Origin of the sequence: Pseudonocardia sp. CA-142604 (assembly GCF_050948475.1) — a bacterium.
In the GTDB taxonomy this organism is placed as follows: Bacteria; Actinomycetota; Actinomycetes; order Mycobacteriales; family Pseudonocardiaceae; genus Pseudonocardia; species Pseudonocardia alaniniphila.
In genome coordinates this window covers 2295138-2316585 of the sequence record NZ_CP192045.1, presented here as the reverse complement: position 1 = coordinate 2316585, position 21448 = coordinate 2295138, and the positions used below count along the sequence as shown (strand labels likewise).

General features: G+C 70.2%; 23 protein-coding genes. 7 read left to right on the top strand and 16 right to left on the bottom strand.

Annotated features, from left to right (window positions below; translation table 11 throughout):
* Position 1: 1 nt before the first annotated feature.
* Positions 2–1477 carry a tRNA (N6-isopentenyl adenosine(37)-C2)-methylthiotransferase MiaB gene (gene miaB / locus ACQPZQ_RS10530; protein WP_433294520.1) on the bottom strand — a complete coding sequence of 492 codons (1476 nt, stop codon included), beginning with the start codon at positions 1475–1477 and terminating at the stop codon, positions 2–4.
* Positions 1478–1540: 63 nt separating this feature from the next.
* Here miaB and ACQPZQ_RS10525 point away from each other — a divergent pair, with 63 nt between their 5' ends.
* Positions 1541–2509 (top strand): TAXI family TRAP transporter solute-binding subunit, encoded by a 969-nt coding sequence (locus ACQPZQ_RS10525; RefSeq protein WP_433294518.1) that lies wholly within the window; start codon positions 1541–1543, stop codon positions 2507–2509.
* Between the two features lie 2 nt (positions 2510–2511).
* Here ACQPZQ_RS10525 and ACQPZQ_RS10520 read toward each other — a convergent pair whose 3' ends face one another.
* On the bottom strand, positions 2512–3921 hold the full coding sequence (locus ACQPZQ_RS10520; RefSeq protein ID WP_433294516.1) for a sensor histidine kinase: 1410 nt from the start codon (positions 3919–3921) through the stop codon (positions 2512–2514).
* A gap of 2 nt (positions 3922–3923) precedes the next feature.
* Positions 3924–4628 carry a response regulator transcription factor gene (locus ACQPZQ_RS10515; RefSeq protein WP_241042214.1) on the bottom strand — a complete coding sequence of 235 codons (705 nt, stop codon included), beginning with the start codon at positions 4626–4628 and terminating at the stop codon, positions 3924–3926.
* 129 nt (positions 4629–4757) lie between these two features.
* On the opposite strand from ACQPZQ_RS10515, the gene ACQPZQ_RS10510 reads away from it, so the two are divergent.
* From ACQPZQ_RS10510 to ACQPZQ_RS10495, 4 genes are all read left to right on the top strand, one after another.
* Positions 4758–5486, top strand: a complete 729-nt coding sequence (locus ACQPZQ_RS10510; RefSeq protein WP_433299112.1) for an amino acid ABC transporter ATP-binding protein — start codon at positions 4758–4760, stop codon at positions 5484–5486.
* Positions 5487–5548: 62 nt separating this feature from the next.
* The gene (locus ACQPZQ_RS10505; RefSeq protein WP_433294514.1) at positions 5549–6448 is read left to right on the top strand and encodes a glutamate ABC transporter substrate-binding protein; all 900 of its coding nucleotides are present in this window, start codon (positions 5549–5551) and stop codon (positions 6446–6448) included.
* 72 nt (positions 6449–6520) lie between these two features.
* Positions 6521–7171: an amino acid ABC transporter permease gene (locus tag ACQPZQ_RS10500; protein WP_433294512.1), complete on the top strand. Its 651-nt coding sequence runs from the start codon at positions 6521–6523 to the stop codon at positions 7169–7171.
* Positions 7168–8049 (top strand): amino acid ABC transporter permease, encoded by an 882-nt coding sequence (locus ACQPZQ_RS10495; protein ID WP_241042211.1) that lies wholly within the window; start codon positions 7168–7170, stop codon positions 8047–8049. Before ACQPZQ_RS10500 ends, ACQPZQ_RS10495 begins: the two co-directional genes overlap by 4 nt.
* Before the next feature lie 25 nt (positions 8050–8074).
* On the opposite strand, the gene ACQPZQ_RS10490 is transcribed toward ACQPZQ_RS10495, so the two are convergent.
* Both ACQPZQ_RS10490 and ACQPZQ_RS10485 read right to left on the bottom strand, forming a co-directional pair.
* Positions 8075–10030, bottom strand: a complete 1956-nt coding sequence (locus tag ACQPZQ_RS10490; RefSeq protein WP_433294509.1) for a S9 family peptidase — start codon at positions 10028–10030, stop codon at positions 8075–8077.
* Positions 10031–10067: 37 nt separating this feature from the next.
* Positions 10068–10625, bottom strand: a complete 558-nt coding sequence (locus tag ACQPZQ_RS10485; RefSeq protein WP_433294506.1) for a hypothetical protein — start codon at positions 10623–10625, stop codon at positions 10068–10070.
* Between ACQPZQ_RS10485 and ACQPZQ_RS10480 the strand changes: the two genes are divergently transcribed.
* Positions 10603–11301 (top strand): DUF6065 family protein, encoded by a 699-nt coding sequence (locus ACQPZQ_RS10480; RefSeq protein ID WP_433294504.1) that lies wholly within the window; start codon positions 10603–10605, stop codon positions 11299–11301. The two genes, ACQPZQ_RS10485 and ACQPZQ_RS10480, sit on opposite strands and share 23 nt — an antisense overlap.
* A 4-nt stretch (positions 11302–11305) precedes the next feature.
* On the opposite strand, the gene ACQPZQ_RS10475 is transcribed toward ACQPZQ_RS10480, so the two are convergent.
* The 6 genes from ACQPZQ_RS10475 to ACQPZQ_RS10450 are packed head-to-tail and all read right to left on the bottom strand — an operon-like array spanning position 11306 to position 14413.
* A complete protein-coding gene (locus ACQPZQ_RS10475) occupies positions 11306–11629 on the bottom strand; it encodes a hypothetical protein (protein ID WP_433294502.1) in 324 nt (107 codons plus the stop codon).
* Positions 11626–12141, bottom strand: coding sequence for a hypothetical protein (locus ACQPZQ_RS10470; protein WP_433294500.1), 516 nt, complete (start codon positions 12139–12141; stop codon positions 11626–11628). The genes ACQPZQ_RS10475 and ACQPZQ_RS10470 overlap by 4 nt, the downstream gene beginning before the upstream one ends.
* A gap of 51 nt (positions 12142–12192) precedes the next feature.
* Positions 12193–12387, bottom strand: a complete 195-nt coding sequence (locus ACQPZQ_RS10465) for a hypothetical protein (RefSeq protein WP_241040153.1) — start codon at positions 12385–12387, stop codon at positions 12193–12195.
* Entirely contained in the window at positions 12387–13097 is a 711-nt protein-coding gene (locus tag ACQPZQ_RS10460; protein ID WP_433294498.1) for a hypothetical protein, read from the bottom strand. Before ACQPZQ_RS10460 ends, ACQPZQ_RS10465 begins: the two co-directional genes overlap by 1 nt.
* Positions 13094–13636, bottom strand: a complete 543-nt coding sequence (locus tag ACQPZQ_RS10455) for a hypothetical protein (RefSeq protein WP_433294496.1) — start codon at positions 13634–13636, stop codon at positions 13094–13096. Before ACQPZQ_RS10455 ends, ACQPZQ_RS10460 begins: the two co-directional genes overlap by 4 nt.
* Before the next feature lie 3 nt (positions 13637–13639).
* Positions 13640–14413 (bottom strand): hypothetical protein, encoded by a 774-nt coding sequence (locus tag ACQPZQ_RS10450; RefSeq protein WP_433294494.1) that lies wholly within the window; start codon positions 14411–14413, stop codon positions 13640–13642.
* Between the two features lie 168 nt (positions 14414–14581).
* Here ACQPZQ_RS10450 and ACQPZQ_RS10445 point away from each other — a divergent pair, with 168 nt between their 5' ends.
* Entirely contained in the window at positions 14582–14920 is a 339-nt protein-coding gene (locus ACQPZQ_RS10445; RefSeq protein ID WP_433294492.1) for a hypothetical protein, read from the top strand.
* A gap of 77 nt (positions 14921–14997) precedes the next feature.
* Here ACQPZQ_RS10445 and ACQPZQ_RS10440 read toward each other — a convergent pair whose 3' ends face one another.
* The 5 genes from ACQPZQ_RS10440 to ACQPZQ_RS10420 form a co-directional block, all read right to left on the bottom strand.
* A complete protein-coding gene (locus ACQPZQ_RS10440; protein ID WP_433294490.1) occupies positions 14998–15753 on the bottom strand; it encodes a succinate dehydrogenase/fumarate reductase iron-sulfur subunit in 756 nt (251 codons plus the stop codon).
* The gene (locus ACQPZQ_RS10435) at positions 15750–17690 is read right to left on the bottom strand and encodes a fumarate reductase/succinate dehydrogenase flavoprotein subunit (RefSeq protein ID WP_433299110.1); all 1941 of its coding nucleotides are present in this window, start codon (positions 17688–17690) and stop codon (positions 15750–15752) included. The genes ACQPZQ_RS10440 and ACQPZQ_RS10435 overlap by 4 nt, the downstream gene beginning before the upstream one ends.
* Positions 17691–17695: 5 nt before the next feature.
* Positions 17696–18496 carry a hypothetical protein gene (locus tag ACQPZQ_RS10430; protein WP_241040146.1) on the bottom strand — a complete coding sequence of 267 codons (801 nt, stop codon included), beginning with the start codon at positions 18494–18496 and terminating at the stop codon, positions 17696–17698.
* A gap of 249 nt (positions 18497–18745) precedes the next feature.
* Positions 18746–19501, bottom strand: coding sequence for a succinate dehydrogenase/fumarate reductase iron-sulfur subunit (locus tag ACQPZQ_RS10425; protein ID WP_433294487.1), 756 nt, complete (start codon positions 19499–19501; stop codon positions 18746–18748).
* On the bottom strand, positions 19498–21447 hold the full coding sequence (locus ACQPZQ_RS10420) for a fumarate reductase/succinate dehydrogenase flavoprotein subunit (protein ID WP_433294485.1): 1950 nt from the start codon (positions 21445–21447) through the stop codon (positions 19498–19500). The genes ACQPZQ_RS10425 and ACQPZQ_RS10420 overlap by 4 nt, the downstream gene beginning before the upstream one ends.
* Between the last annotated feature and the right edge of the window lies 1 nt (position 21448).

Below are 21448 nucleotides of genomic sequence, written 5' to 3'. Positions count from 1 at the left end.
CTCACGTGCGGGTGCCGCATCCGGGTGCGGCCGCCACCGGCTCCGGGGCGCCGAAGACCGGCAGGCCGAGCGTGGTGGGGGCACCGCCGGGCCGGGTGCCCGCCTCGTGCGCGTCGCCGGCACGCGTGCGCCGGTGGGACAACACAGGACCGTCGGCCACCAGGTGGTGCGGTGCCCCGTACCCGATGGCGACCTCGACGACGTCGCCGGGCCGGATCGCGGCGGAGCCCGCCTCGCCGGGGGCGAAGTGCACCAGCCGCCCGTCACGGGCGCGGCCGCTCATCCGGCGGGTCGCGCCGTCCTTGCGTCCTTCGCCCTTGGACACCAGCACCTCGACGATCTGGCCCTCGAACGCCCGGTTGGCCGCCCAGGAGATCTCCTCCTGGAGGGCGACGAGCCGCTCGTACCGCTCCTGCACGACAGCCTTGGGCAGCTGGTCGGGCAGCGTGGCGGCGGGTGTGCCGGGCCGGGGCGAGTACTGGAAGGTGAAGGCGTTGGCGAACTTGGCATCGCGAACGACGTCGAGGGTGGCCTCGAAGTCGGCATCGGTCTCGCCGGGGAACCCGACGATGATGTCGGTGCTGATCGCCGCGTGCGGGATGGCGGCGCGCACCTCGTCGATGATCGACAGGTAGCGCGCCGAGCGGTATGAGCGACGCATCCGTCGCAGCACGTCGTCGGAGCCGGACTGCAGGGGCATGTGCAGCTGCGGGCACACGTTGGGCGTCTCGGCCATCGCGGCGATCACGTCGGAGGTGAAGTCGCGGGGGTGCGGGGAGGTGAACCGCACCCGCTCGAGGCCGTCCACGTCGCCGCAGGCCCGCAACAGCTTCGCGAAGGCGCCCCGGTCGCCGAACTCGGCTCCGTAGGAGTTGACGTTCTGTCCGAGCAGGGTCACCTCGAGCACGCCATCGGCCGCGAGCGCGGAGACCTCGGCCAGCACGTCACCGGGCCTGCGGTCCTTCTCCTTGCCCCGCAGCGACGGGACGATGCAGAACGTGCACGTGTTGTTGCAGCCGACCGAGATCGACACCCATCCGGCATAGGCGGACTCCCGCCTGCTCGGCAGCGTGGAGGGGAAGACCTCGAGCGACTCGGCGATCTCGACCTGTGCAATCGCGTTGTGCCGCGCCCGCTCCAGCAGGACGGGCAGGGCGTGCACGTTGTGCGTGCCGAACACGACGTCGACCCAGGGAGCACGCCGGACGATCTCGGAGCGGTCCTTCTGCGCGAGACAGCCCCCGACCGCGATCTGCATGCCGGGCCGGGCGTCCTTCACCGGACGGAGGTGGCCGAGGTTGCCGTAGAGCCGGTTGTCGGCGTTCTCGCGGACGGCGCAGGTGTTGAACACGACGACGTCGGCCTCGTCCGAGTCGGACTTCGTGTACCCCGCTGCCTCGAGCAGCCCGGCCATCCGCTCGGAGTCGTGCACGTTCATCTGGCACCCGTACGTGCGGATGGCGTAGCTACGGCTCACAGATTGAGGGTAGGCCGCCGCCGGGCGGTCGACCGCATCGGCCGGGCACGGCAGGATGCCCCCGTGGCGGGGGGGCGTGATGTGGACCGGCGTTCCGTGCTGCGCTGGCTCGGCGCTCTCGGCCTGCTGAGCACGCTTCCCGCCTGCTCGTCGCCCTACGCCGGTACGCGGCTGGCCCTCGCCACGGGCGGCACCCAGGGCGTCTACTTCGCGCTCGGCAACGCACTCGCGGACGCGTGGCAGCAGAAGCTGGGGCTCGAGGCCCGGCCCGCTGTGCTCTCGACGGCCGGTTCGGTGGACAACCTGCGGCTCCTCGCCGCCGGGGCGGCCGACGTGATCTTCAGCCAGGTGGACACGGCCGCCGACCAGCTGGAACGGTCCGCACCCGGTGATCCGCGCGCCCCGCGCGCGCTCGCCCGGATCTACGACGACGTCGTGCACGTCGTGGTCAGGGCCGCCTCGCCGGCCACCACGCTCGCCGGCCTGCGGGGAGCCAAGGTCTCGCTCGGCGCCCGCGACTCGGGCGTGTACGTGATCGCCACGCGGCTGCTGAGCGTGGCCGGGCTGAACCCGGACACGGACCTGCAGGCCGAGCAGCTCGGGATCAACGAGTCGGTGGCCGCGCTGGAGAGCGGCGCGATCGACGCGTTCTTCTGGTCGGGCGGGGTGCCCACCGACGGGATCAGCCGGCTCTCACAGGCCCTGCCGATCCGGCTGCTGGACCTCGAGGACGTGGTCACGCCGGTGCGCGAGGCCTTCCCCGCGTACGCGCCCGGCACCGTCCCGGCCGCGACCTACGGCATCCCCGCGCCCGTCACCACACTGCTCGTGCGCAACTTCCTGCTGGTGGCGGCCGCGATGCCGGACGACCTGGCGAACGCGCTGGTGAGAGGGCTGTTTGAGGCGCAGCCGGACCTTGCCGTGGCGAGCCCGGCGGCTCTCACCATCGATCCCCGCGCCGCCATTGGCACCCAGCCGGTGCCGTTGCACCCTGGCGCGGAACGGTTCTTCCGCATGACGAAGGCCATCTGAGCTCAGCCGTCCGCGAGGTCCCCGGGCTCCTCCGGGAGCACCCGGCGCAGCCGTGCGATCACCTGCAGGCCGCCGCCCTCGGGGAGCTCCAGCTGAAGCCCACCCCCGGCGACCTCGACGGTGCGGGCGGCGATCGCCAGCCCCAGCCCGGAGCCCTCGACGTTGCTCTGGCCCGGGCTGCGCCAGAACCGGTCGGTCGCCCGTTCCAGCTCGTCCGGTCCGAGGCCTGGGCCGGTGTCCCGCACCGCGATCTCGACGTGGGAGGAGGTCACCCCGGTGCGCACGGTGATCGCGCCTCCCGGCGGCGAGAACTTCACCGCGTTGTCCAGCACGGCATCGAGCACGGTCTCGATCGCCCCGACCGGCGCGGCCGCACTCAGCCCGTGCTCTCCGCAGCGGACGAGCCGCAGGCCGGTGTGCTCCGCCAGCGGACGCCAGGCCTCGATCCGGTCCGCCACGGCAGGATCCACCTCGACGACCACCACGGGCGCGGTGCGTTCGGCCCGCGCCAGCGCCAGCAGCCCGTCGAGCAGTGTCGAGAGCCGCTCGGCCTCCTCCAGCGCGGCGATGTGGTCCTCCACGGCGGCCGCGTCGACCCGCCCCTCCAGGTTGGACAGCCGCAGGCGCAGGGCAGTGAGAGGGTTGCGCAGCTGGTGGCTCGCATCGGCGACGAAGGCCCGCTGCGCCGAGTACGCCTGCGTCACCGTCTCGGCCATGCGGTCGAAGGAGACCGACAGCCTGCGCAGCTCCGGTGGTCCCGACCCGTCGGCCACCGGCTCGGCGTCCGCCCCGGCGAGCACCGCGGCGGCGACCCGTCCGGTGCCCTCGTCGAGCCTGCGGACCGGGCGCAGGATCCACCGCACGATCGGCAGCGCGACCAGCACGGCCAGCACGAGCGCGAGCAGCCCGGCGGCCGCCACCACCGACCACACCCGCACCTCCTCGGCACGCAGGGCGTCGGTCGGCGAGACCGTGACAGCGGCCCCGCGGACCTCGGCATCGACCAGCACCGGCTCGGCGAGCACCAGCGGCCGGTCGTCCCACGGCAGCAGCGGCGGGTACGACTCCGAGCGCCGGTTCGCCAGCGCGAGCTCGACACGCCTGCGGCCTGCGTCGTCGAGCACGGGCGGCGGCTGCCGCGAGGTGGCCACCACCCGGCCGCCCCGATCCACCACCATCACCGCGACCCCGTAGACGGCGTCGTAGCGGCGTAGGTCGGCCTCCAGGCCCGACGTGTCCGCCTCGGTGATCGGGCGCTCCGCGAGCGAGGCGTAGAAGATCGTGTCGGTCAGCCGGTCGGTGAAGAGCTCGAGCTGGTTCGCCTGCGCGTTCGTCAGGGCCAGCGGCACACCCAGCCCCACGGCCAGCATGCCGACCAGGAACAGCACGATCACCAGGAGCCGGGCGCGCACCCCTACTCCGTGCCGTTGAAGGAGGGGCCGTTGTCGGGCACTCCCAGCCGGTAGCCCACGCCCCGCACGGTCTGCACGAGGTCGGCGCGGCCGAGCTTGGTGCGCAGCGTGGCCACGTGGACGTCGAGGGTGCGGTTGGCTCCTGCCCAGGTGCGGCCCCACACCTCCGCCACGATCCGGCTGCGCGGGCACACCGCGCCGCCCGAGCTCGCGAGCAGCGCGAGTACCTGGAACTCCTTGCGCGTGAGGTTGACCGGCCTACCTGCGACCGTGACCGAATGGCGGTGCAGGTCCACACTGACGTCGTCGATCACCACCACGTCGTCCGGGCCCGCGGATCCCGCGGCCGGGACGACCCGGCGCCGGCGGTAGACAGCATGTACCCGTGCCAGGAGCTCGCCGATGTCGTAGGGCTTCACGAGGTAGTCGTCCGCCCCGGAGTGCAGGCCGAGGATGCGGTCGTCGACCTCGCCGCGAGCCGACACCACGATCACGGGCACCTCGCTGACCGCCCGGATCTCCCTGCAGACATCTACGCCGTCGATGTCGGGCAGACCGAGGTCCAACAGCACCACGTCGACCCCGGCCAGATGGTCGACCACCCCGCGGCCGTGCGCGAGCCGCGTGGTCGTCATCCCGTTACGGTGCAATGCGGGCCGCAGTGCAGCCGCCACCCGATCGTCGTCTTCAACCAGCAGGATGTGCAATTCCCCCACACCTTCTCGCCGAGCGTTATCGGAGCGAAACCCTATGGGTTGCTCAAGGTGCTGGACTGAGTCGTCCGCATCGTCCTAGCGTCCCGCCATGCCCGGAGGCCTACAGTGACCAACACCGCCATGATCCGCATGGCGTCCGTCGACAAGCACTTCGGCGAGCTCCACGTCCTGCGTGACATCAACCTCGAGGTCGACAGCGGCCAGGTCGTGGTGGTGCTGGGCCCGTCAGGATCCGGCAAGTCCACGCTCTGCCGGACGATCAACCGGCTCGAACCGATCGACAGCGGCATCATCGAAGTTGATGGTAAGCGCTTGCCGGAGGAGGGCAAGGGCCTCGCCGCACTGCGCGCCGACGTCGGCATGGTCTTCCAGAGCTTCAACCTGTTCGCCCACAAGACGATCCTCGAGAACGTCACCCTCGGGCCGACCAAGGTCCGCAAGGCGTCGAAGGCCACCGCCGAGAAGGACGGTCTCGCGCTGCTCGAACGCGTGGGCATCGCCAACCAGCGGGACAAGTACCCCGCCCAGCTGTCGGGCGGCCAGCAGCAGCGCGCGGCCATCGCCCGCGCGCTCGCCATGAAGCCCAAGGTGATGCTCTTCGACGAGCCGACATCCGCCCTGGACCCGGAGATGGTCCAGGAAGTGCTCGACGTGATGACCACACTCGCAGCAGACGGCATGACGATGCTGGTCGTCACCCACGAGATGGGCTTCGCCCGCCGGGCCGCCCACCGGGTCGTGTTCATGTCCGACGGCGAGATCGTCGAGGACGCGGCGCCCGACTCCTTCTTCTCCAACCCCTCCTCCGACCGCGCCAAGGACTTCCTCGGCAAGATCCTCACGCACTGACAGGCCGCTCGCCCGGCCCGCACGGCCTCGTTACTCGCACCGACGGAAGGACCTGCACCACCATGCGTCTCGCTCACATCACCCGGATCGCCGCAGTCGCGGCGGCCGTGGTGCTCGCCGCCACCGCCTGTGGGGACCAGTCGTCCTCACTCGGGGGCTCCTCGGGTGCCGCGCCGTCGGTCGCACAGGGCGCCTCGTTCCCGGCCGGTTCCACGATGGAGGCCCTCAACAAGGCACAGACCATCCGGGTCGGCACCAAGTTCGACCAGCCGCTGTTCGGCCTGAAGGGGCTCGACGGCAACCCCGCGGGCTTCGACGTCGAGATCTCCAAGATCATCGCGGCGAAGCTGGGCATCCCGGCCGACAAGATCACCTACACCGAGGCACCGTCCGCCGTGCGCGAGGAGGTGATCGAGCAGAACCGCGTCGACATGGTCGTCGCCACCTACACGATCAACGACAAGCGCAAGGAGCGGATCAGCTTCGCCGGCCCGTACTACGTCGCGGGCCAGGACCTGATGGTGAAGAGCGACAACACCACCATCACCGGTCCGGACTCGCTGCGCGCCGCGAACGCCAAGGTCTGCTCCGTGTCGGGCTCGACCCCGTCGGAGAACATCAAGAAGTACATCGACCCGGCGAACCTCACGCTGTTCGACGTGTACTCGAAGTGCGCCGACGCGCTGCGCACTGGTCAGGTCGACGTGGTCACCACCGACAACGTCATTCTCACCGGCCTCATCGAGCAGTCGAACGGGGCGTTCAAGCTCGTGAACCACAAGTTCACCGAGGAGCCCTACGGGATCGGCATCAAGAAGGGCGACGTCGCCTTCTGCGAGTTCATCGACCAGACGCTCAAGGAGGCGGAGGCCGACGGCAGCTACAAGGCCGCCTGGGACTCGACCGTCGGGAAGGTCACCCCGGAGGTCCCGCCGCTGCCCGCAGCCGGCGCCTGCAGCTGATCTCTCCGGAACCGGGGTGCCGACCATGCCGGTCGGCACCCCGGTGCCGTTCCTCGGTGCGAAAGGGGTGTCGTGGGCGTCATCGTCGAGCAGTTCCCGCTCTACGCGCAGGGTTTCCTCCAGACGCTGCGCATCTGCCTGTTCTCCGCAATCGGTGCGCTCGTTCTGGGCACGATCCTGGCCGGCTTCCGGGTCTCACCGGTGCCACCGCTACGCATGGTCGGCGCGGCCTGGGTCACCGTCTTCCGTAACACCCCGCTCGCCGTGGTCCTGTTCGCTGTGGCGTTCGGGCTGCCCGAGCTGGGTATCAACGGGTCCTACTTCTACTTCGGCGTCATCGGGCTGACCTGCTACACGGCAGCCTTCGTCTGTGAAGCCGTCCGCAGTGGCATCAACTCGGTGTCCGCGGGGCAGGCCGAGGCCGCACGTGCGATCGGCCTGACGTTCAGCCAGTCGCTGTCGCTGATCGTGCTGCCCCAGGCGCTGCGCACCGTCGTGCCCCCGCTCGGCAGCGTGATCATCGCCATGATCAAGAACTCGGCCATCGTCGGCGCGTTCGGCGTCGGCGGCGACCTGTTCGCCAACGGCGTCCAGCTCACCTCCGCCCAGGGCTACGCCGCGGCCGGCGTCCTGACCGGTGTGCTCCTGGGCTACCTGCTCCTGACCATCCCCGGCGGCATCCTGCTGGGCGTACTCGAGCGGAAGGTTGCGGTGGCTCGATGACCACCTCCGTCCTCTACGACGCACCGGGGCCCGTCGCCCGGCGCCGCACCTTGATCTCCAGCAGCGTCGCCGGCGTGATCGTGCTGGTCGTGATCGCTCTCGTGATCATCCGGCTGGCGGGCCAGGGCCAGTTCTCCGGTGAGCTGTGGGGCCCGCTGATCAACCCGTTCAACTCCGACTTCGCGGCGGTCTGGCGGCTGCTCGGCGAGGCCTTGGTCGCCACGCTCGTGGCTGCGGCGCTCACGCTCGTGTTCTCGCTGGTGATCGGCACGCTCTTCGCGGTCAGCCGCATCACGGCGAACCGGTACTACCGCTGGCTGGTCGTCGGGGTGATCGAGTTCCTGCGTGGCGTGCCCGTGGTGATCGCGATCTTCTTCGCGGCCAGGGTGCTGCCCGAGGTGGGGCTCGACCTGCCGATCCTGTGGTACCTGGTCATCGGGCTGACCGCCTACAACTCGGTGATCATCGCGGAGATCATCCGGGCCGGTGTGGCGTCACTGCCGCGGGGCCAGGCCGAGGCGGGCTACTCCCTCGGGCTGACCAGGGGCCAGGTGCTCTCCTCGATCCTGCTGCCGCAGGCGTTCCGGGTGATGCTCCCGGCGCTGATCAGCCAGCTCGTGGTGATCGTCAAGGACACCTCGCTGGGCTTCATCATCAGCTACGAGGAGTTCGTCCGGACGGCGAACATCATCATCCAGACGCTGCACAACCCCATCCAGATCTACGCGATCGTCGCTCTGATCTTCATCGTCATCAACTACGCCCTCGGCAAGCTCGCGGAGTACGTGGAGCGCAGGCTCTCGCGGGCGAGGCGCACGGCCGCGGCACCGGCCGACCCGGCGCTGATGGACACCGGGGGCGCCACCGGCGGAGCGTGACGCCCTGCGGCGACCCTGAGCACGCTCAGAGGTTCTCCACGACCACCGGTTCGATCCCCTCGTCCGCGGGCAGCTCGAAGCCGAGCACCTGGGCGTAGAAGCTCAGCTCGGCGTCGAGCGCCCGGCGGATGTTCTCCGCGCGCCGGAAGCCGTGCTGCTCCCCGTCGAAAAGCAGGTAGGCGACGGGGAGCCCGCGCTTGCGCAGGGCCTCGACGATCAGCTCGCTCTGGTTCGGCGGCACGATCTCGTCCTCGCTGCCCTGCAGGACGATCAGCGGGCGGTGGAAGCGGTCGACGTGGTGGATCGGCGAGCGCTCCTCGTACACCTGGCGGGCCTGCGGGTACGGGCCGACGAGCCGGTCGAGGTAGCGACTCTCGAACTTGTGGGTGTCGGCGGCCAGTGCCGCGAGGTCGGCCACGCCGAAGAGGTCGGCGCCCGCCGCGAACGGCGTGTCCTCGCGGGCCAGCGCCGCGAGCGTCGTGTACCCGCCGGCCGAGCCTCCGCGGATGCACAGCCGGTTGCGGTCGACCCGTCCCCGCTCCGCCAGCCACTGCGCGGCCGCGATGCAGTCGGCGACGTCGATCACGCCCCACTCGCCGAGGAGCTGCTCCCGGTAGGCGCGGCCGTAGCCGGTGGAACCGCCGTAGTTGACGTCGACGACGGCGAACCCGCGGCTCGTCCAGTACTGGAGGGCGAGGTTCAGCACGGGCACGGCCGCCGACGTCGGACCGCCGTGGATCACCACGATCAACGGCGGCCGCTCGCCCTCCGGGCCGTGGTACTGCTCGTGCGCCGGCGGGTAGAACAGCGCGTGCGCCGTGCGCGGCGTGCCCGCGCCGTCCACCGACGGGAACGAGACCGGCTCGGGCACCGACAACATCGACGGCCCGATGCCCAGGTCGCGTGGCGGGCGCAGGACTTCCAGTGCACCGGTGGCCAGGTCCACGAGGTACACCCCCGGCTCCGCCACAGGGCCACCGGCGATGACGGCCACCGTGCCGGGACCGGCCGGCTGCACCGCCGTGATCACCGAGAACCCCAGGTCCAGCTCGGCGAGTGAGCCGTCGGGCTCGCGCACGACAAGGGCGTCGAAACCCGAGCGGCGGCGCACGAACACCACCCGGGCGTCGAGGAGCACCGTGTAGTAGGCCGACCCCAGGCCGAACCCCACCGAGCCGATCTCGGCCTCCTCGCGCACCACGGGCTGGATGTCGGCCCCGGGCACCCAGCGGTAGAGGTTCCACCAGTCGGTGCGGTCACTGATGAACCACAGTGAGCCGTCCTCGTTCCACCGTGGCTCGAACACCGACTCGCCGTGGCCGCCCGCCACCACCGTCTCCTCGCCCGTGCGAAGGTCGCGGACCAGCAGCTGCGTGTCGTCCCACGGCATCGACGGGTGGTCCCACTGCACCCAGGCGAGCGAGCTGCCGTCGGGGCTGATCCGGGGCGAGGCGACGAAGTCCGGACCGGTGACGAGCACCTCCGGCTCGGACGGGGTGTGGGCCGCGATCCGGACGATCTCGTTGCGCACGTCGACCGCCGAGCTGCCCGCGTGGTGCTCCCGGATGCAGGCGATCCAGGTGCCGTCGGGGGCGACGTCCCCCTCGGCGTAGCGGTCCGCGCGCGGCGAGGCCGGCTCCGGGGTGAGCGGTTCGGGGTCGGCCCCCGGGGCCATCCGGTACAGCCGCTGGTCGGCCCAGTCGCTGAACCACACGATCCCGTCGCGCACCCACCAGGCCGCGCCGCCGTACTCGTGCACCGCGGTGCGGGCGTCGCGTCCGGCGGGCAACAGGTCGGCGGTGGTGCCGTCCGCCGAACGGCGCACCAGCTGCGTTCGTCCCGCATCGGTGGGCCGCCCCTCGGACCACACGATGTCGGCCCCATCGACGGCGAGCCCGGAGAGCCGCACCGACGCGGCGACGACCTTCTCCGAGGTGATGGGGGTCGGCCAGGAACCGTAGGGACGCTCGATCGTCGGCACGGCCCTCACGCTAGTAGGACGCCGGATGAGAGAGCTGTCACGAGGCCCTCATCACGTGCTCACCGCCGCCGCCGAATCTCGTACGAGTCGTCCCGCGCCGCGGGACCCGAACGACGGAGTACATCATGCGCACACCGAAGAGCAGGACGTTGAAGGCCGCTGCCGTCGGCATCGGCGCTGTCGGCATCGCCGCGGCGATCGGCGTCGGTACGGCCGGAGCGAGCACGGCGCCTGCGGAGATCCTCCCGGTGTCGAGCTCGAACTTCTCCAGCAGCTCCTCCGACAACTGCAGCTCGGACTCCTCCAGCAACACGAGCTCCAACTCGTCCGGGAACTCCAGCTCGAACTCGTCGAACAACTCCAGCTCGAACTCCTCGGACAACTCGAGCTCCAACTCCTCCAGCAACACGAGCTCGAACTCGTCGAACAACTCCAGCTCGAACTCCTCGAACAACTCCAGCTCCAACTCCTCCAGCAACTCCAGCTCCAACTCCTCCAGCGACGACGACTGACCGTCCGCCGCGGCGGCCCTCGCCCGGGCTGCCGCGGCCCGGCCCGACCAGGAGGTCAGGGTGAAGCGCAGATCCGCGACCATCGCGTTCCGCTGTCGCGCCGAGGACGCCGGGGTGATCGCCGAGCCCGTCCCGGCCCGCACGGTGCTCCCGGGGTGGCTGCGCCGCCTGCCCGGCGTGGACCCCGAACGGCTCAGCGCCACGAACGACGGGCTCACCGTCAAGCGGTGCATGCCGTTCCTCGACGCGCTGGGCGCCGGCTGGATCCTGCCGCTCGCCGCGACGGTCCGGCTGGAGATCAGCGACGGCGGCCGCACCGTCAACGCCGGCTGGGAGTTCGACCGGGAGATGGTGAGCACCCACGCTCCGTTCCAGGTCGCAGGCAACCCGTTCGAGCCGCGGCCACCGATGAAGTTCCACAACCACTGGACGATCCGGACCGCGCCGGGCTGGAGCTGCCTGTTCCTCCCGCCGCTGAACCGCCCGAACGACGTGGTGCAGTTGTTCGCGGGACTCGTCGACACCGACGTCTACACCGCGCCCGTGAACCTGCCCTTCATCGCGACCGGCGCCGACGGCGTGCACACGCTGCCGAAGGGGACGCCGCTCGTGCAGGTCGTCCCGTTCCGGCGGGACACCGGCCTCACGGCCTCGATCGGACCGGAGACGGACGACGAGCGGGATACGAGGCGCCGGGTGCACCGCAACACGCAGGCGGGTGACGGCTGGTACCGCAGGATGGCCCGGGCCCGCCGATGACGGCTCAGCGCACCCGAGCCCGCAGCGCGGTCCGCAGCACCCCCAGGGCCTCCCACAGCGCGCCCCGGCGCACCACGGGCAGCACGGCGATCGCCCCCGAGAGGCCCGGCCACCAGCGCACGGAGCCGTCCGGGCGCACGATGCCCAACGCGGGGGCCGCGCAGGCCCTCACCGACGCGGGAAGTGCAGGGTGGATGGCGGCCAGCTGAGGATCGCGGCAGGACCGCACCCGCACCGGTACGCGCAGCAGGTCGGGCAGCTCCCGCGCGATCCGGGAGCAGGCAGGGCAGGAGACGTCGTAGACGACGACCACCTCGGCGGTCTTCACCACCCGAGCATCGCAGCGCCCAGCGTGCCCACGCAGGTCAGGGCCAGCATCGGCCGCGCCACCCGCTCCGACCGTGCCCACACCGCGCTCCAGGCACCGTCGTCGCTCCAGGCGTTGGACAGCAACGGCATCGCGAGACGTCCGAGCGCGAAGCCCGCGGCCAGCGCGAACGCGGCCGGGAACGGCACGATGAATACGATCGCGACGAGCGTGAGATGCGGCAGCGCCGAGGGCGAGTACGTGCGCATCCCGGTGCCCATCTCGAAACCGAACTGCAGCGCACCCCACTGCCGCAGGTGCTGGACGTCCTCCGGGACGAGCCGGGCGTTCTGGGGCACCGGGAACCGCAGCAGCCCGCACTCCCGCAGCAGCACCGGCACGGCGGCCAGGCCGAACAGGACGTCCCGGACCACCTCGGGCAGCAGCGCGTGCGGCAGCGCGCCGAGCACCGCGGCCGCGAAGGCCACCAGCACGGCACCGAGCAGCAGGCCGGTGCCGAAGAACCGGACCACGGGCTTGTCGCGCCAGACCGACGCGCTCAGCAGGAAAGCTGAGTTGTGGCTTCAGGTGCTGCCCGAGTTGGCGAACCCGGCCGCGGCACCCGCCACAGCGACGAGCAGCAGCAACGCGCCCGCAGCCGCGAGCTCCCGTTGGGCTGTGACGGCGACGAACGCGCCGAACACCCCGACGAGCAGCAGCAGTACCGCCGCGGTGATCGGGTGCAGCAACCACCGGGGGCGCGATCTGGCGGGGATCATCAGATGGACCTCATGCCCGGCCCGACGAGCGAGCCGACCGGGCCCGACTGGCCACGCGTTCCCGACGTGATCGGCGATCCTGCCGGGACGACCGTGCTCGCCGGTGTGGCCGTGGCTGCCGGGGTCTCGGTGGCCGTGGGGGCCGGCGTGGCCGTCGTGTCGGCGGCGCCCGCCGCCGCCTCGGTCTCCGGCGGCAGCTCGCAGGCAGCGATCGTGACGCCCCGGTAGCTGTCGCCCTCGGCGTACCACACCTCGGTGACCGCGTCGGAGCAGCGGTAGCCCTTCCAGCGCCAGCCGTTCTTGCCGTGGCAGCTCGTGGTGAGCCGCGTGGACTCGTAGGCGTCGCCCTCGATCTCGTAGGTGCCCTCACGGTGGTACCCCTCGGAGCACGGGTACGAGCCGCGGCGCCAACCGCCGTAGCACAGCGCGGAGCCGTCCTCGGGCCAGTTGTTGGCCTCCTCGTCGTAGGACTCCGGCGTGCACTCGAGGTGCTCCGACTTGTCGTCCTCCTCCTCCGGGTCCGCGGACGCCTGGCGTCGGCTGAGGTACCAGTCGAGAGGCACCAGCGCCGCCGCGGCCGCGCCGATCACCAGCCCGCGCAGCACCGCTCGTCGGCTGGGCCGGATGGCGCGGATGCGCGCAACCACAGCGCTCGGGCGGGCCTGCACGGGTGGTGCGAACGCCGTGGGGATGTCGTCCAGGCGCGTCATGCGCGGGTCACCTCTCGTCCTCCTGGGTGCTGTCGCCCGGGGTCGTGTGTCTGCGTCAGGTCCCGGACCAGCGCACCCAGGTCCGTGTCGGCGTAGACGAAGCTGCGGTGGGTGACGACGCCGGCGGCGTCGACGGCGAGCAGGGTCGGTGAGTACCCCTCGAACAGGTCGGCCCTCGCGTCGACGTCGGCGATCATCTCGGCGCCGCCGCCGGGGAGGGCGGCGAAGTCGTCGGTCCGGTCCGCCAGCGCGACGAAGCGGATGTGCTCCTCCTGCTCACCGGCCGTCGTGATGGCGTCCCACACGTTGTGGCAGAGCCCGCAGTCGGCGTCGAGCACGGCGACGACGGCCGCTCGCTGCCCGGAGCGCGGACGGACCGCGGCAGGCGCCGGGCGTCCGACGAGCGGTGCGTAGCCGGACAGCTCCGCTGTGCGGCTCGCCTCCAACGCACGCACCCGCGCGTACACCGCGACGAGCGCCACCAGCACGAAGAGCGAGACGAGCAGCGCGAGCAGCGCCACGGCCAGTGCGACGGACACGGCTCAGCCCCTCCAGATGCCGCGCAGAGCGGCGAGTGCTCCGACGACCTGCTGCTCGGCCATGGGGGCGACGGGCCGGCCCGACTCCGGTCCGTGCAGGACGAGGTCCATGGCCGCGCTGTCGCCCGCGAACAGGTAGCGCCACTGATGGGGGGTGCCGACGACGCGGGCGGCGTCGACGGGGTTGAGCTCCCGGCCCGCGCGCCACAGCTCCCCGCCCGGCAGGGCGAGCCCGGCCCACTCGGGCAACGTCGGCAACACGTCGGTGGAGCGCCGCACGATCAGCGTGGAGCGGTCGTTGCGCCCGATCAGCGCCACGTCGCCCTGACTCACGAGCAGGTCGGAGGTGGGGGTGAGGGTCGCTCCGGTCGGCGAGTCGGCGAACCGGAACGTGCTCAGCAGGCGGCCCAGACCGGCGTCGTCGGGAGCGGGACCGCCGAACCACGTGGTGGCCTCGTGGTACGGCCCGGCGAGCACGAGCGCGGAGTCGGAGCGGTTCGGCGCCTCGAAGACGACGGCGTCGAAGCCGCGCATGGACAGCCTGCGTTCCCGTGCGCCCCGCAGGACGCGGCGCGGGATCACGCGATGCTCCCCCGCCGGGGCGAGGAAGAACTGGCGGGCGATCCGGGGCCCGTTGAAGCGTGTGTTGCCATACCAGCGGTACTCGCCGAACTCCGCCGGAAGGGTCAGGTCGACAGGAGCGCCAGAGGGCGCGATTCGGGAGACTCGTGTCTGTCCGGTGGTCTGCACCGGTCCCGCTGCCGGGACTGCCGTCATGCCTGTTCCTCCACGTACCAAGGTGGAACAGCCAAGGCGGCGTCCCGCTCGGATAACGAAAGCGCAACCGTCGCGATACGCGATTGCCCGACTGCGGAGCGTAAGCATCCGGGTGAAAGTCGGCGGGGCACTGTGCGGTTATACCCGTCCAAAGGAGGGATGCGTGCCATGAACGATTCGCCCGATGGTTCTAATCAGAACGCCGAATCGCCCAAACGCCAGAATTCGACAGGGCCATCCGGGGGCGTCGAGCCGCTGGACGCGGAGATCGTGGACGACGCGACGGCGCCGCCCCCACAGCCACCCGCACCCGACTACGACGATCGGGGCGTCCCGAGCCTGGACTACGTCCGCGAGAAGATCGAGACCCGTTACGCCACCTCGATCGGCGCGGCCGAACTGGCCGAGAACACCCCCGAGGCCCGCAGCGTCGAGGAGCAGGAGGCCGAACGCGAGCGCGCGGCCAAGGCAAGGCTGGAGGAGATCCGCCGGAGCATGGGCCGCTGAACCCCTCCCGGATACGGCAGAGCCGCCTTCACGCAGTGCGGGCGCGTGAAGGCGGCTCCGCCGCAGTCACCGGATGATCAGGCGCCTGCGCGCTTGAAGATCTTGCTGCCCAGCCAGACCAGCGGGTCGTACTTGCGGTCGACCACGCGTTCCTTCAGGGGAATGAGCGCGTTGTCAGTGATCTTGATGTGCTCGGGGCAGACCTCGGTGCAGCACTTGGTGATGTTGCAGAAGCCCAGACCGTGCTCCTCCTGCGCCTCCTGCTTGCGGTCGGCGACGTCGAGGGGGTGCATGTCGAGCTCCGCGATCCGCATCAGATAACGCGGGCCTGCGAAGTTCTCCTTGTTCTCCTCGTGGTCGCGCACCACGTGACAGGTGTTCTGGCAGAGATAGCACTCGATGCACTTGCGGAACTCCTGGCTCCGCTCGACGTCCACCTGCTGCATCCGGTACTCACCGGGCTCCACGTCGGGCGGCGGCGCGAAGCTCGGCACCTCGCGGGCCTTCGTGTAGTTGAACGACACGTCGGTGACGAGGTCGCGGATCACCGGGAACGTCCGCAGCGGCGTGACCGTGATGGTCTCGGTCTCGGTGAAGGTCGACATCCGGGTCATGCACGCCAGGCGCGGCTTGCCGTTGATCTCAATGCTGCACGACCCGCACTTGCCGGCCTTGCAGTTCCACCGGACCGCGAGATCGCCCGCCTCGGTCTGCTGCAGCCGGTGGATGATGTCGAGGACGACCTCGCCCTCGTTCACCTCCACCGGGTAGTCGACGAGCTCCCCCTTCTCCGAGTCGCCCCGCCACACCCTGAAGTGGGCGTCATAGCTCATTTCGCAGCCTCCCCGGCTCGGTGTCCGCCCAGCTCCTCGCCGGTGTAGTACTTCTTCAGCTCGTCCATCTCGAACAGGTCCAGCAGCTCGGGCCGCATCGGCACCTGCTCCTTGCGCTCCAGCTCGACGTTGTCCTCGCCCAGGGCCGAGAGCACCAGCAGCACGTGGCGCCAGTCGGAGTCCATCACCGGGTAGTCGTCGCGGGTGTGGCCGCCGCGGCTCTCCTGGCGCTCCAGGGCCGCCTTCGCCACGCACAGCGAGACCAGCAGCATGTTGCGCAGGTCGAGCGCGAGATGCCAGCCCGGGTTGAACTCCCGGTGGCCCTCGACGCTCACCGTGCGCGTGCGCGTGGCGATGTCCTGGAGCTTCTTGAGCGCCATCTCCATCTCGTCGGCCTTGCGGATGATCCCGACGAGCTCGTGCATCGTCTTCTGCAGCTCCAGCTGCACCACGAACGGGTTCTCCCCGCCCTCGGTGGCCGACGAGAACGGCAGCAGCGCCCGTTCCTGCGCAGCCGCAACGTCGTCCATGCGAACGGCGGGGCGCACCCCGGCGAGCCCCTCGACGTACTCCGAGGCACCCAGCCCGGCGCGGCGGCCGAACACGAGCAGGTCCGACAGCGAGTTGCCACCCAGCCGGTTGGAGCCGTGCATCCCGCCTGCGACCTCACCGGCCGCGAACAGGCCCGGCACCGTGGACATGGTGGTGTCCGGATCGACCTCCACGCCGCCCATCACGTAATGGCAGGTGGGGCCGACCTCCATCGGCTCCTTGGTGATATCGACGTCCGCCAGCTCCTTGAACTGGTGGTACATCGACGGGAGTCGCTTCTGGATCTCCTCCGGCGACAGGCGCGAGGCGATGTCGAGGAAGACACCGCCGTGGGGGCTCCCGCGCCCGGCCTTCACCTCGGAGTTGATCGCGCGCGCCACCTCGTCACGGGGCAGCAGCTCCGGAGGACGGCGGTTGTTGTCCGCGTCGGTGTACCAGCGGTCGCCCTCCTCCTCCGTGGTGGCGTACTGGTCCTTGAAGACGTCGGGGACGTAGTTGAACATGAAGCGCTCGCCCTCGGAGTTGCGCAGCACACCGCCGTCGCCGCGCACCGACTCCGTGACCAGGATTCCCTTCACCGACGGCGGCCAGACCATGCCCGTCGGGTGGAACTGCAGGAACTCCATGTTGATGAGGGTGGCGCCCGCGCGCAGGGCCAGTGCGTGGCCGTCGCCGGTGTACTCCCAGGAGTTCGAGGTCACCTGGTAGCTCTTGCCCACCCCGCCCGTGGCCAGCACGATCGCCGGCGCGTCGAACCGGACGAACTTGCCGGTGCTGCGGAAGTAGCCGAAGCAGCCCGCGATCTTCCCGTCGGCCTTGAAGAGGTCGGTGATCGTCGTCTCGTGGAAGACGCGGATGTTCGCCTCGTAGTCACCGGTCTCGCGGTAGTCCTCCTGCTGCAGCGACACAACCTTCTGCTGCAGGGTGCGGATCATCTCCAGCCCGGTGCGGTCGCCGACGTGTGCGAGGCGCGGATAGGTGTGGCCACCGAAGTTGCGCTGGCTGATCTTGCCGTCCTTGGTGCGGTCGAACAGCGCACCGTAGGTCTCGAGCTCCCAGACGCGGTCGGGTGCCTCCTTGGCGTGCAGCTCGGCCATCCGCCAGTTGTTGAGGAACTTCCCTCCGCGCATGGTGTCGCGGTAGTGCACCATCCAGTTGTCGTTGGGGTTCACGTTCCCCATCGACGCCGCGCAGCCGCCTTCCGCCATCACCGTGTGCGCCTTGCCGAACAGCGACTTGGAGATGATGGCGGTGCGCTTGCCCTTCATTCGGGCCTCGATCGCGGCGCGAAGGCCCGCTCCACCGGCACCGATGACGACGACGTCGTACTCGTGGCGCTCGATGCTCTCGTTCCCACCCTGTCCGGTGGTCTGTTCCGTCGTCACAGTGTTCACCCCACGATCCGCAGGTCGGAGAACCACCCGGCCGAGACGGCCATGATGTAGAAGTCCGTAATGGCCAGGGAGGCCAGTGTGGTCCAGGCGAGCTGCATGTGCTTGCCGTTGAGCCGGGAAACCTGGACCCACAGCTTGTAGCGCACCGGATGCTTCGAGAAATGGTTCAGCCGGCCGCCGATGATGCTGCGACACGAATGGCACGACACCGTGTACGCCCAGAGCAGCACGACGTTGATCAGAAGGATGATGTTGCCCAGGCCGAGCCCGAAGCTTCCGTCCTCCTTGATGAAGGCCTTGATCGCGTCATACGTGTTGATCACGGAGATGATCGCGGCGAGGTAGAAGAAGTAGCGGTGCAGGTTCTGGCCGAGAAGCGGGAAGCGCGTCTCCCCGGTGTACCGCGCGTGCGGCTCGGCCACGGCGCAGGCGGGCGGCGAGAGCCAGAAGGCCCGGTAGTACGCCTTGCGGTAGTAGTAGCAGGTGAGCCGGAACAAGAGCAGGAACGGCAACGTTAGAGCGGCGTAAGGCAGCCACCACACGTCGGGCAGGAAGCGTCCGAAGTGAGCGGCCTGCTCCACGCAGCCGTTCGACACGCACGGCGAGTAGAACGGGGTGAGGTAGTTGTACTGCGGTACGAAGTACCACTCCTGCATGAAGGCGCGCACAGTGGCGTAGACGACCCACAGGGCGAGGCCGACGAAGTTGGCCAGGGGCGGCAGCCACCACCGGTCGGTACGGAGCGTTCGTTCCGCTATCTGCGCCCGGCCTGTGGACGCATCTGTGGTGGATGACACGTCAAGAAGTCCTCATCTTCTGCGGGTGAACCGACGCCAGCCGCAGAAGCCGCGGCGTCGGGACGTCTGGATCTCGCGGGAGCCTACGACCTTCCGACCAACGGGGCTCGGCGGGCTATGGGTCGAATTCCCCCATCGTGATGCGATTCACTCGGCGCATTCCAATCGCGGACAGGGAAGAACCACGTTCCTGCTCTGAGCTGCAGGAACGTGGACCCGTAAGGCGGCGGGAATCCGCTTTCGAGATCGTCAGGCCGAGCGGCGCCCTCCCGCTGTCGCGTGCAGATAGTCACGGTTCAGCTGGGAGATCACATCGAGTGGGATCTCCTTCGGGCACGCCACCGCGCATTCACCGGTGTTCGTGCAGCCCCCGAAGCCTTCTGTGTCGTGCGTCTCGACCATGCGCACCACGCGGTCGGAGCGTTCCGGCTGCCCCTGGGGAAGTTCACCGAGGTGAGTGATCTTGGCGCCGAGGAACAGCGAGGCACTGCCGTTGGGACACGCGGCGACGCACGCCCCGCAACCGATGCACGCGGCGGCGGTGAACGCGCGGTCGGCATTCGCCTTCGGCACGGGAGTGGAGTGCGCCTCCGGTGCGGCGCCCGTCGGGGCCGAGATGTATCCGCCCGAGGCCACGATCCGGTCGAGTGCGCTGCGATCGACGACCAGGTCGCGCACCACCGGGAACGCGGCCGCCCGGAACGGCTCGATGGTGATCGACTCGCCGTCGCGGAAGTGCCGCAGGTGCAGCTGGCAGGTCGTCGTCGCCTTCTGCGGGCCGTGCGGCTCGCCGTTGATCACCATGCTGCACGCGCCGCAGATGCCCTCACGACAGTCGTGGTCGAACGCGACGGGCTCCTCGCCGTCGAGCACGAGCCGCTCGTTGAGCACGTCGAGCAGTTCGAGGAACGACATGTCCTCGTCGGCGTCGTCGACGCGGTAGCCGACCAGCCGGCCGCGGTCGTCCGGGCCGGTCTGGCGCCAGATCTTGAGATTGAGCTTCACTTGTAACTCCGCTGGCTGGGAATGACGTACTCGAAGTGCAGGTCCTCCTTGTGGAGGACCGGGGCCTCGCCCTGGCCCGTGTACTCCCAGGCCGCGACGTAGGAGAAGTGCTCGTCGTCGCGCAGCGCCTCGCCGTCCTCGGTCTGGCTCTCCGCCCGGAAGTGCCCGCCGCAGGACTCCGAGCGGTGCAGCGCGTCGAGGCACATCAGCTCGGCGAGTTCCAGGAAGTCGGCGACGCGCCCGGCCCGCTCCAGCGACTGGTTCAGCTGCGCGCCGGTGCCGGGCACCTTCACGCTGCTCCAGAACTCCCTGCGCAGCTCCGGGATGCGGTCCAGCGCCTTGCGCAGGCCCGCGTCGGTGCGCTCCATGCCGCACTGGTCCCACATCAGGTGTCCCAGCTCGCGGTGGAACGAGTCCACCGTGCGGGTGCCGCCGATCGAGAGCAGCGTCTCGATCCGGCCGGTGACCTCCTGCTCGGCGGCACGCACCTCGGCCGCGCCGGGATCGACCGGGCGGAGGTGCGACGCCGCCAGGTAGTTGCCGATCGTGTTGGGCAGGACGAAGTAGCCGTCGGCCAGGCCCTGCATCAGCGCCGAGGCACCGAGCCGGTTGGCGCCGTGGTCGGAGAAGTTCGCCTCGCCGACGACGAACAGGCCCGGGATGCTGCTCTGCAGGTCGTAGTCGACCCACAGGCCACCCATCGTGTAGTGGACCGCCGGGAAGATCCGCATCGGCACGACGTACGGGTCCTCGCCGGTGATGCGCTGGTACATCTCGAACAAGTTCCCGTACTTGGCCGCCACGGCCGGGCGCCCGAGCCGGTTGATCGCCTCGGCGAAGTCGAGGTAGACGCCGAGACCGGTGGGCCCGACACCGCGGCCCGCGTCGCACACGTTCTTTGCCGCACGGCTGGCGACGTCGCGGGGCACCAGGTTGCCGAAGCTCGGGTACTGGCGCTCGAGGAAGTAGTCGCGCTCGGACTCGGGGATGTCCCCGGGAGCCCTCGTGTCACCGGCCTTCTCCGGCACCCAGACGCGGCCGTCGTTGCGCAGCGACTCGCTCATGAGCGTGAGCTTCGACTGGTGGTCGCCACTCACGGGGATGCACGTGGGGTGGATCTGGGTGTAGCAGGGGTTGGCGAACAGCGCCCCCCGCCGGTGCGCGCGCCAGCTGGCCGTGACGTTGCAGCCCTTGGCGTTGGTGGAGAGGTAGAAGACGTTGCCGTAGCCACCCGAGGCGAGCACCACGGCGTCGGCGAGGTGGCTGCGCGTCTCCCCCGTCACCAGGTCGCGGGCGACGATCCCGCGTGCGCGGCCCTCGACCATGATCAGATCGAGCATCTCGTGGCGCGAGTACATGTCGACGTTGCCCGCGTCGATCTGCCGCTCCAAGGCCTGGTAGGCGCCCAGTAGCAGCTGCTGACCCGTCTGGCCGCGCGCGTAGAACGTGCGCGAGACCTGCGCGCCACCGAACGAACGGGTGTCGAGCAGGCCGCCGTACTCACGGGCGAACGGCACGCCCTGCGCGACGCACTGGTCGATGATCTGCACGCTGATCTCGGCCAGCCGGTGCACGTTCGACTCCCGGGACCGGAAGTCCCCGCCCTTGACCGTGTCATAGAACAGCCGGTAAACGCTGTCGCCGTCGTTGCGGTAGTTCTTCGCGGCGTTGATCCCGCCCTGCGCGGCGATGCTGTGGGCCCGGCGCGGGCTGTCCTGGTAGCAGAACGAGCTGACGTGGTAGCCGAGCTCGGCCAGGCTCGCCGCGGCGCTCCCCCCGGCGAGCCCGGTGCCGACGACGATGACCTTCATCTTGCGCCGGTTCGCCGGGTTCACCAGCTTGACGCCGAAGCGGCGCTTCTCCCACCGCTCCTCGATCGGCCCGGCGGGCGCGACGGTGTCGGCCACCGGGTCGCCGACCGTGTAGTCCGTGTAGACGCTGGTCATA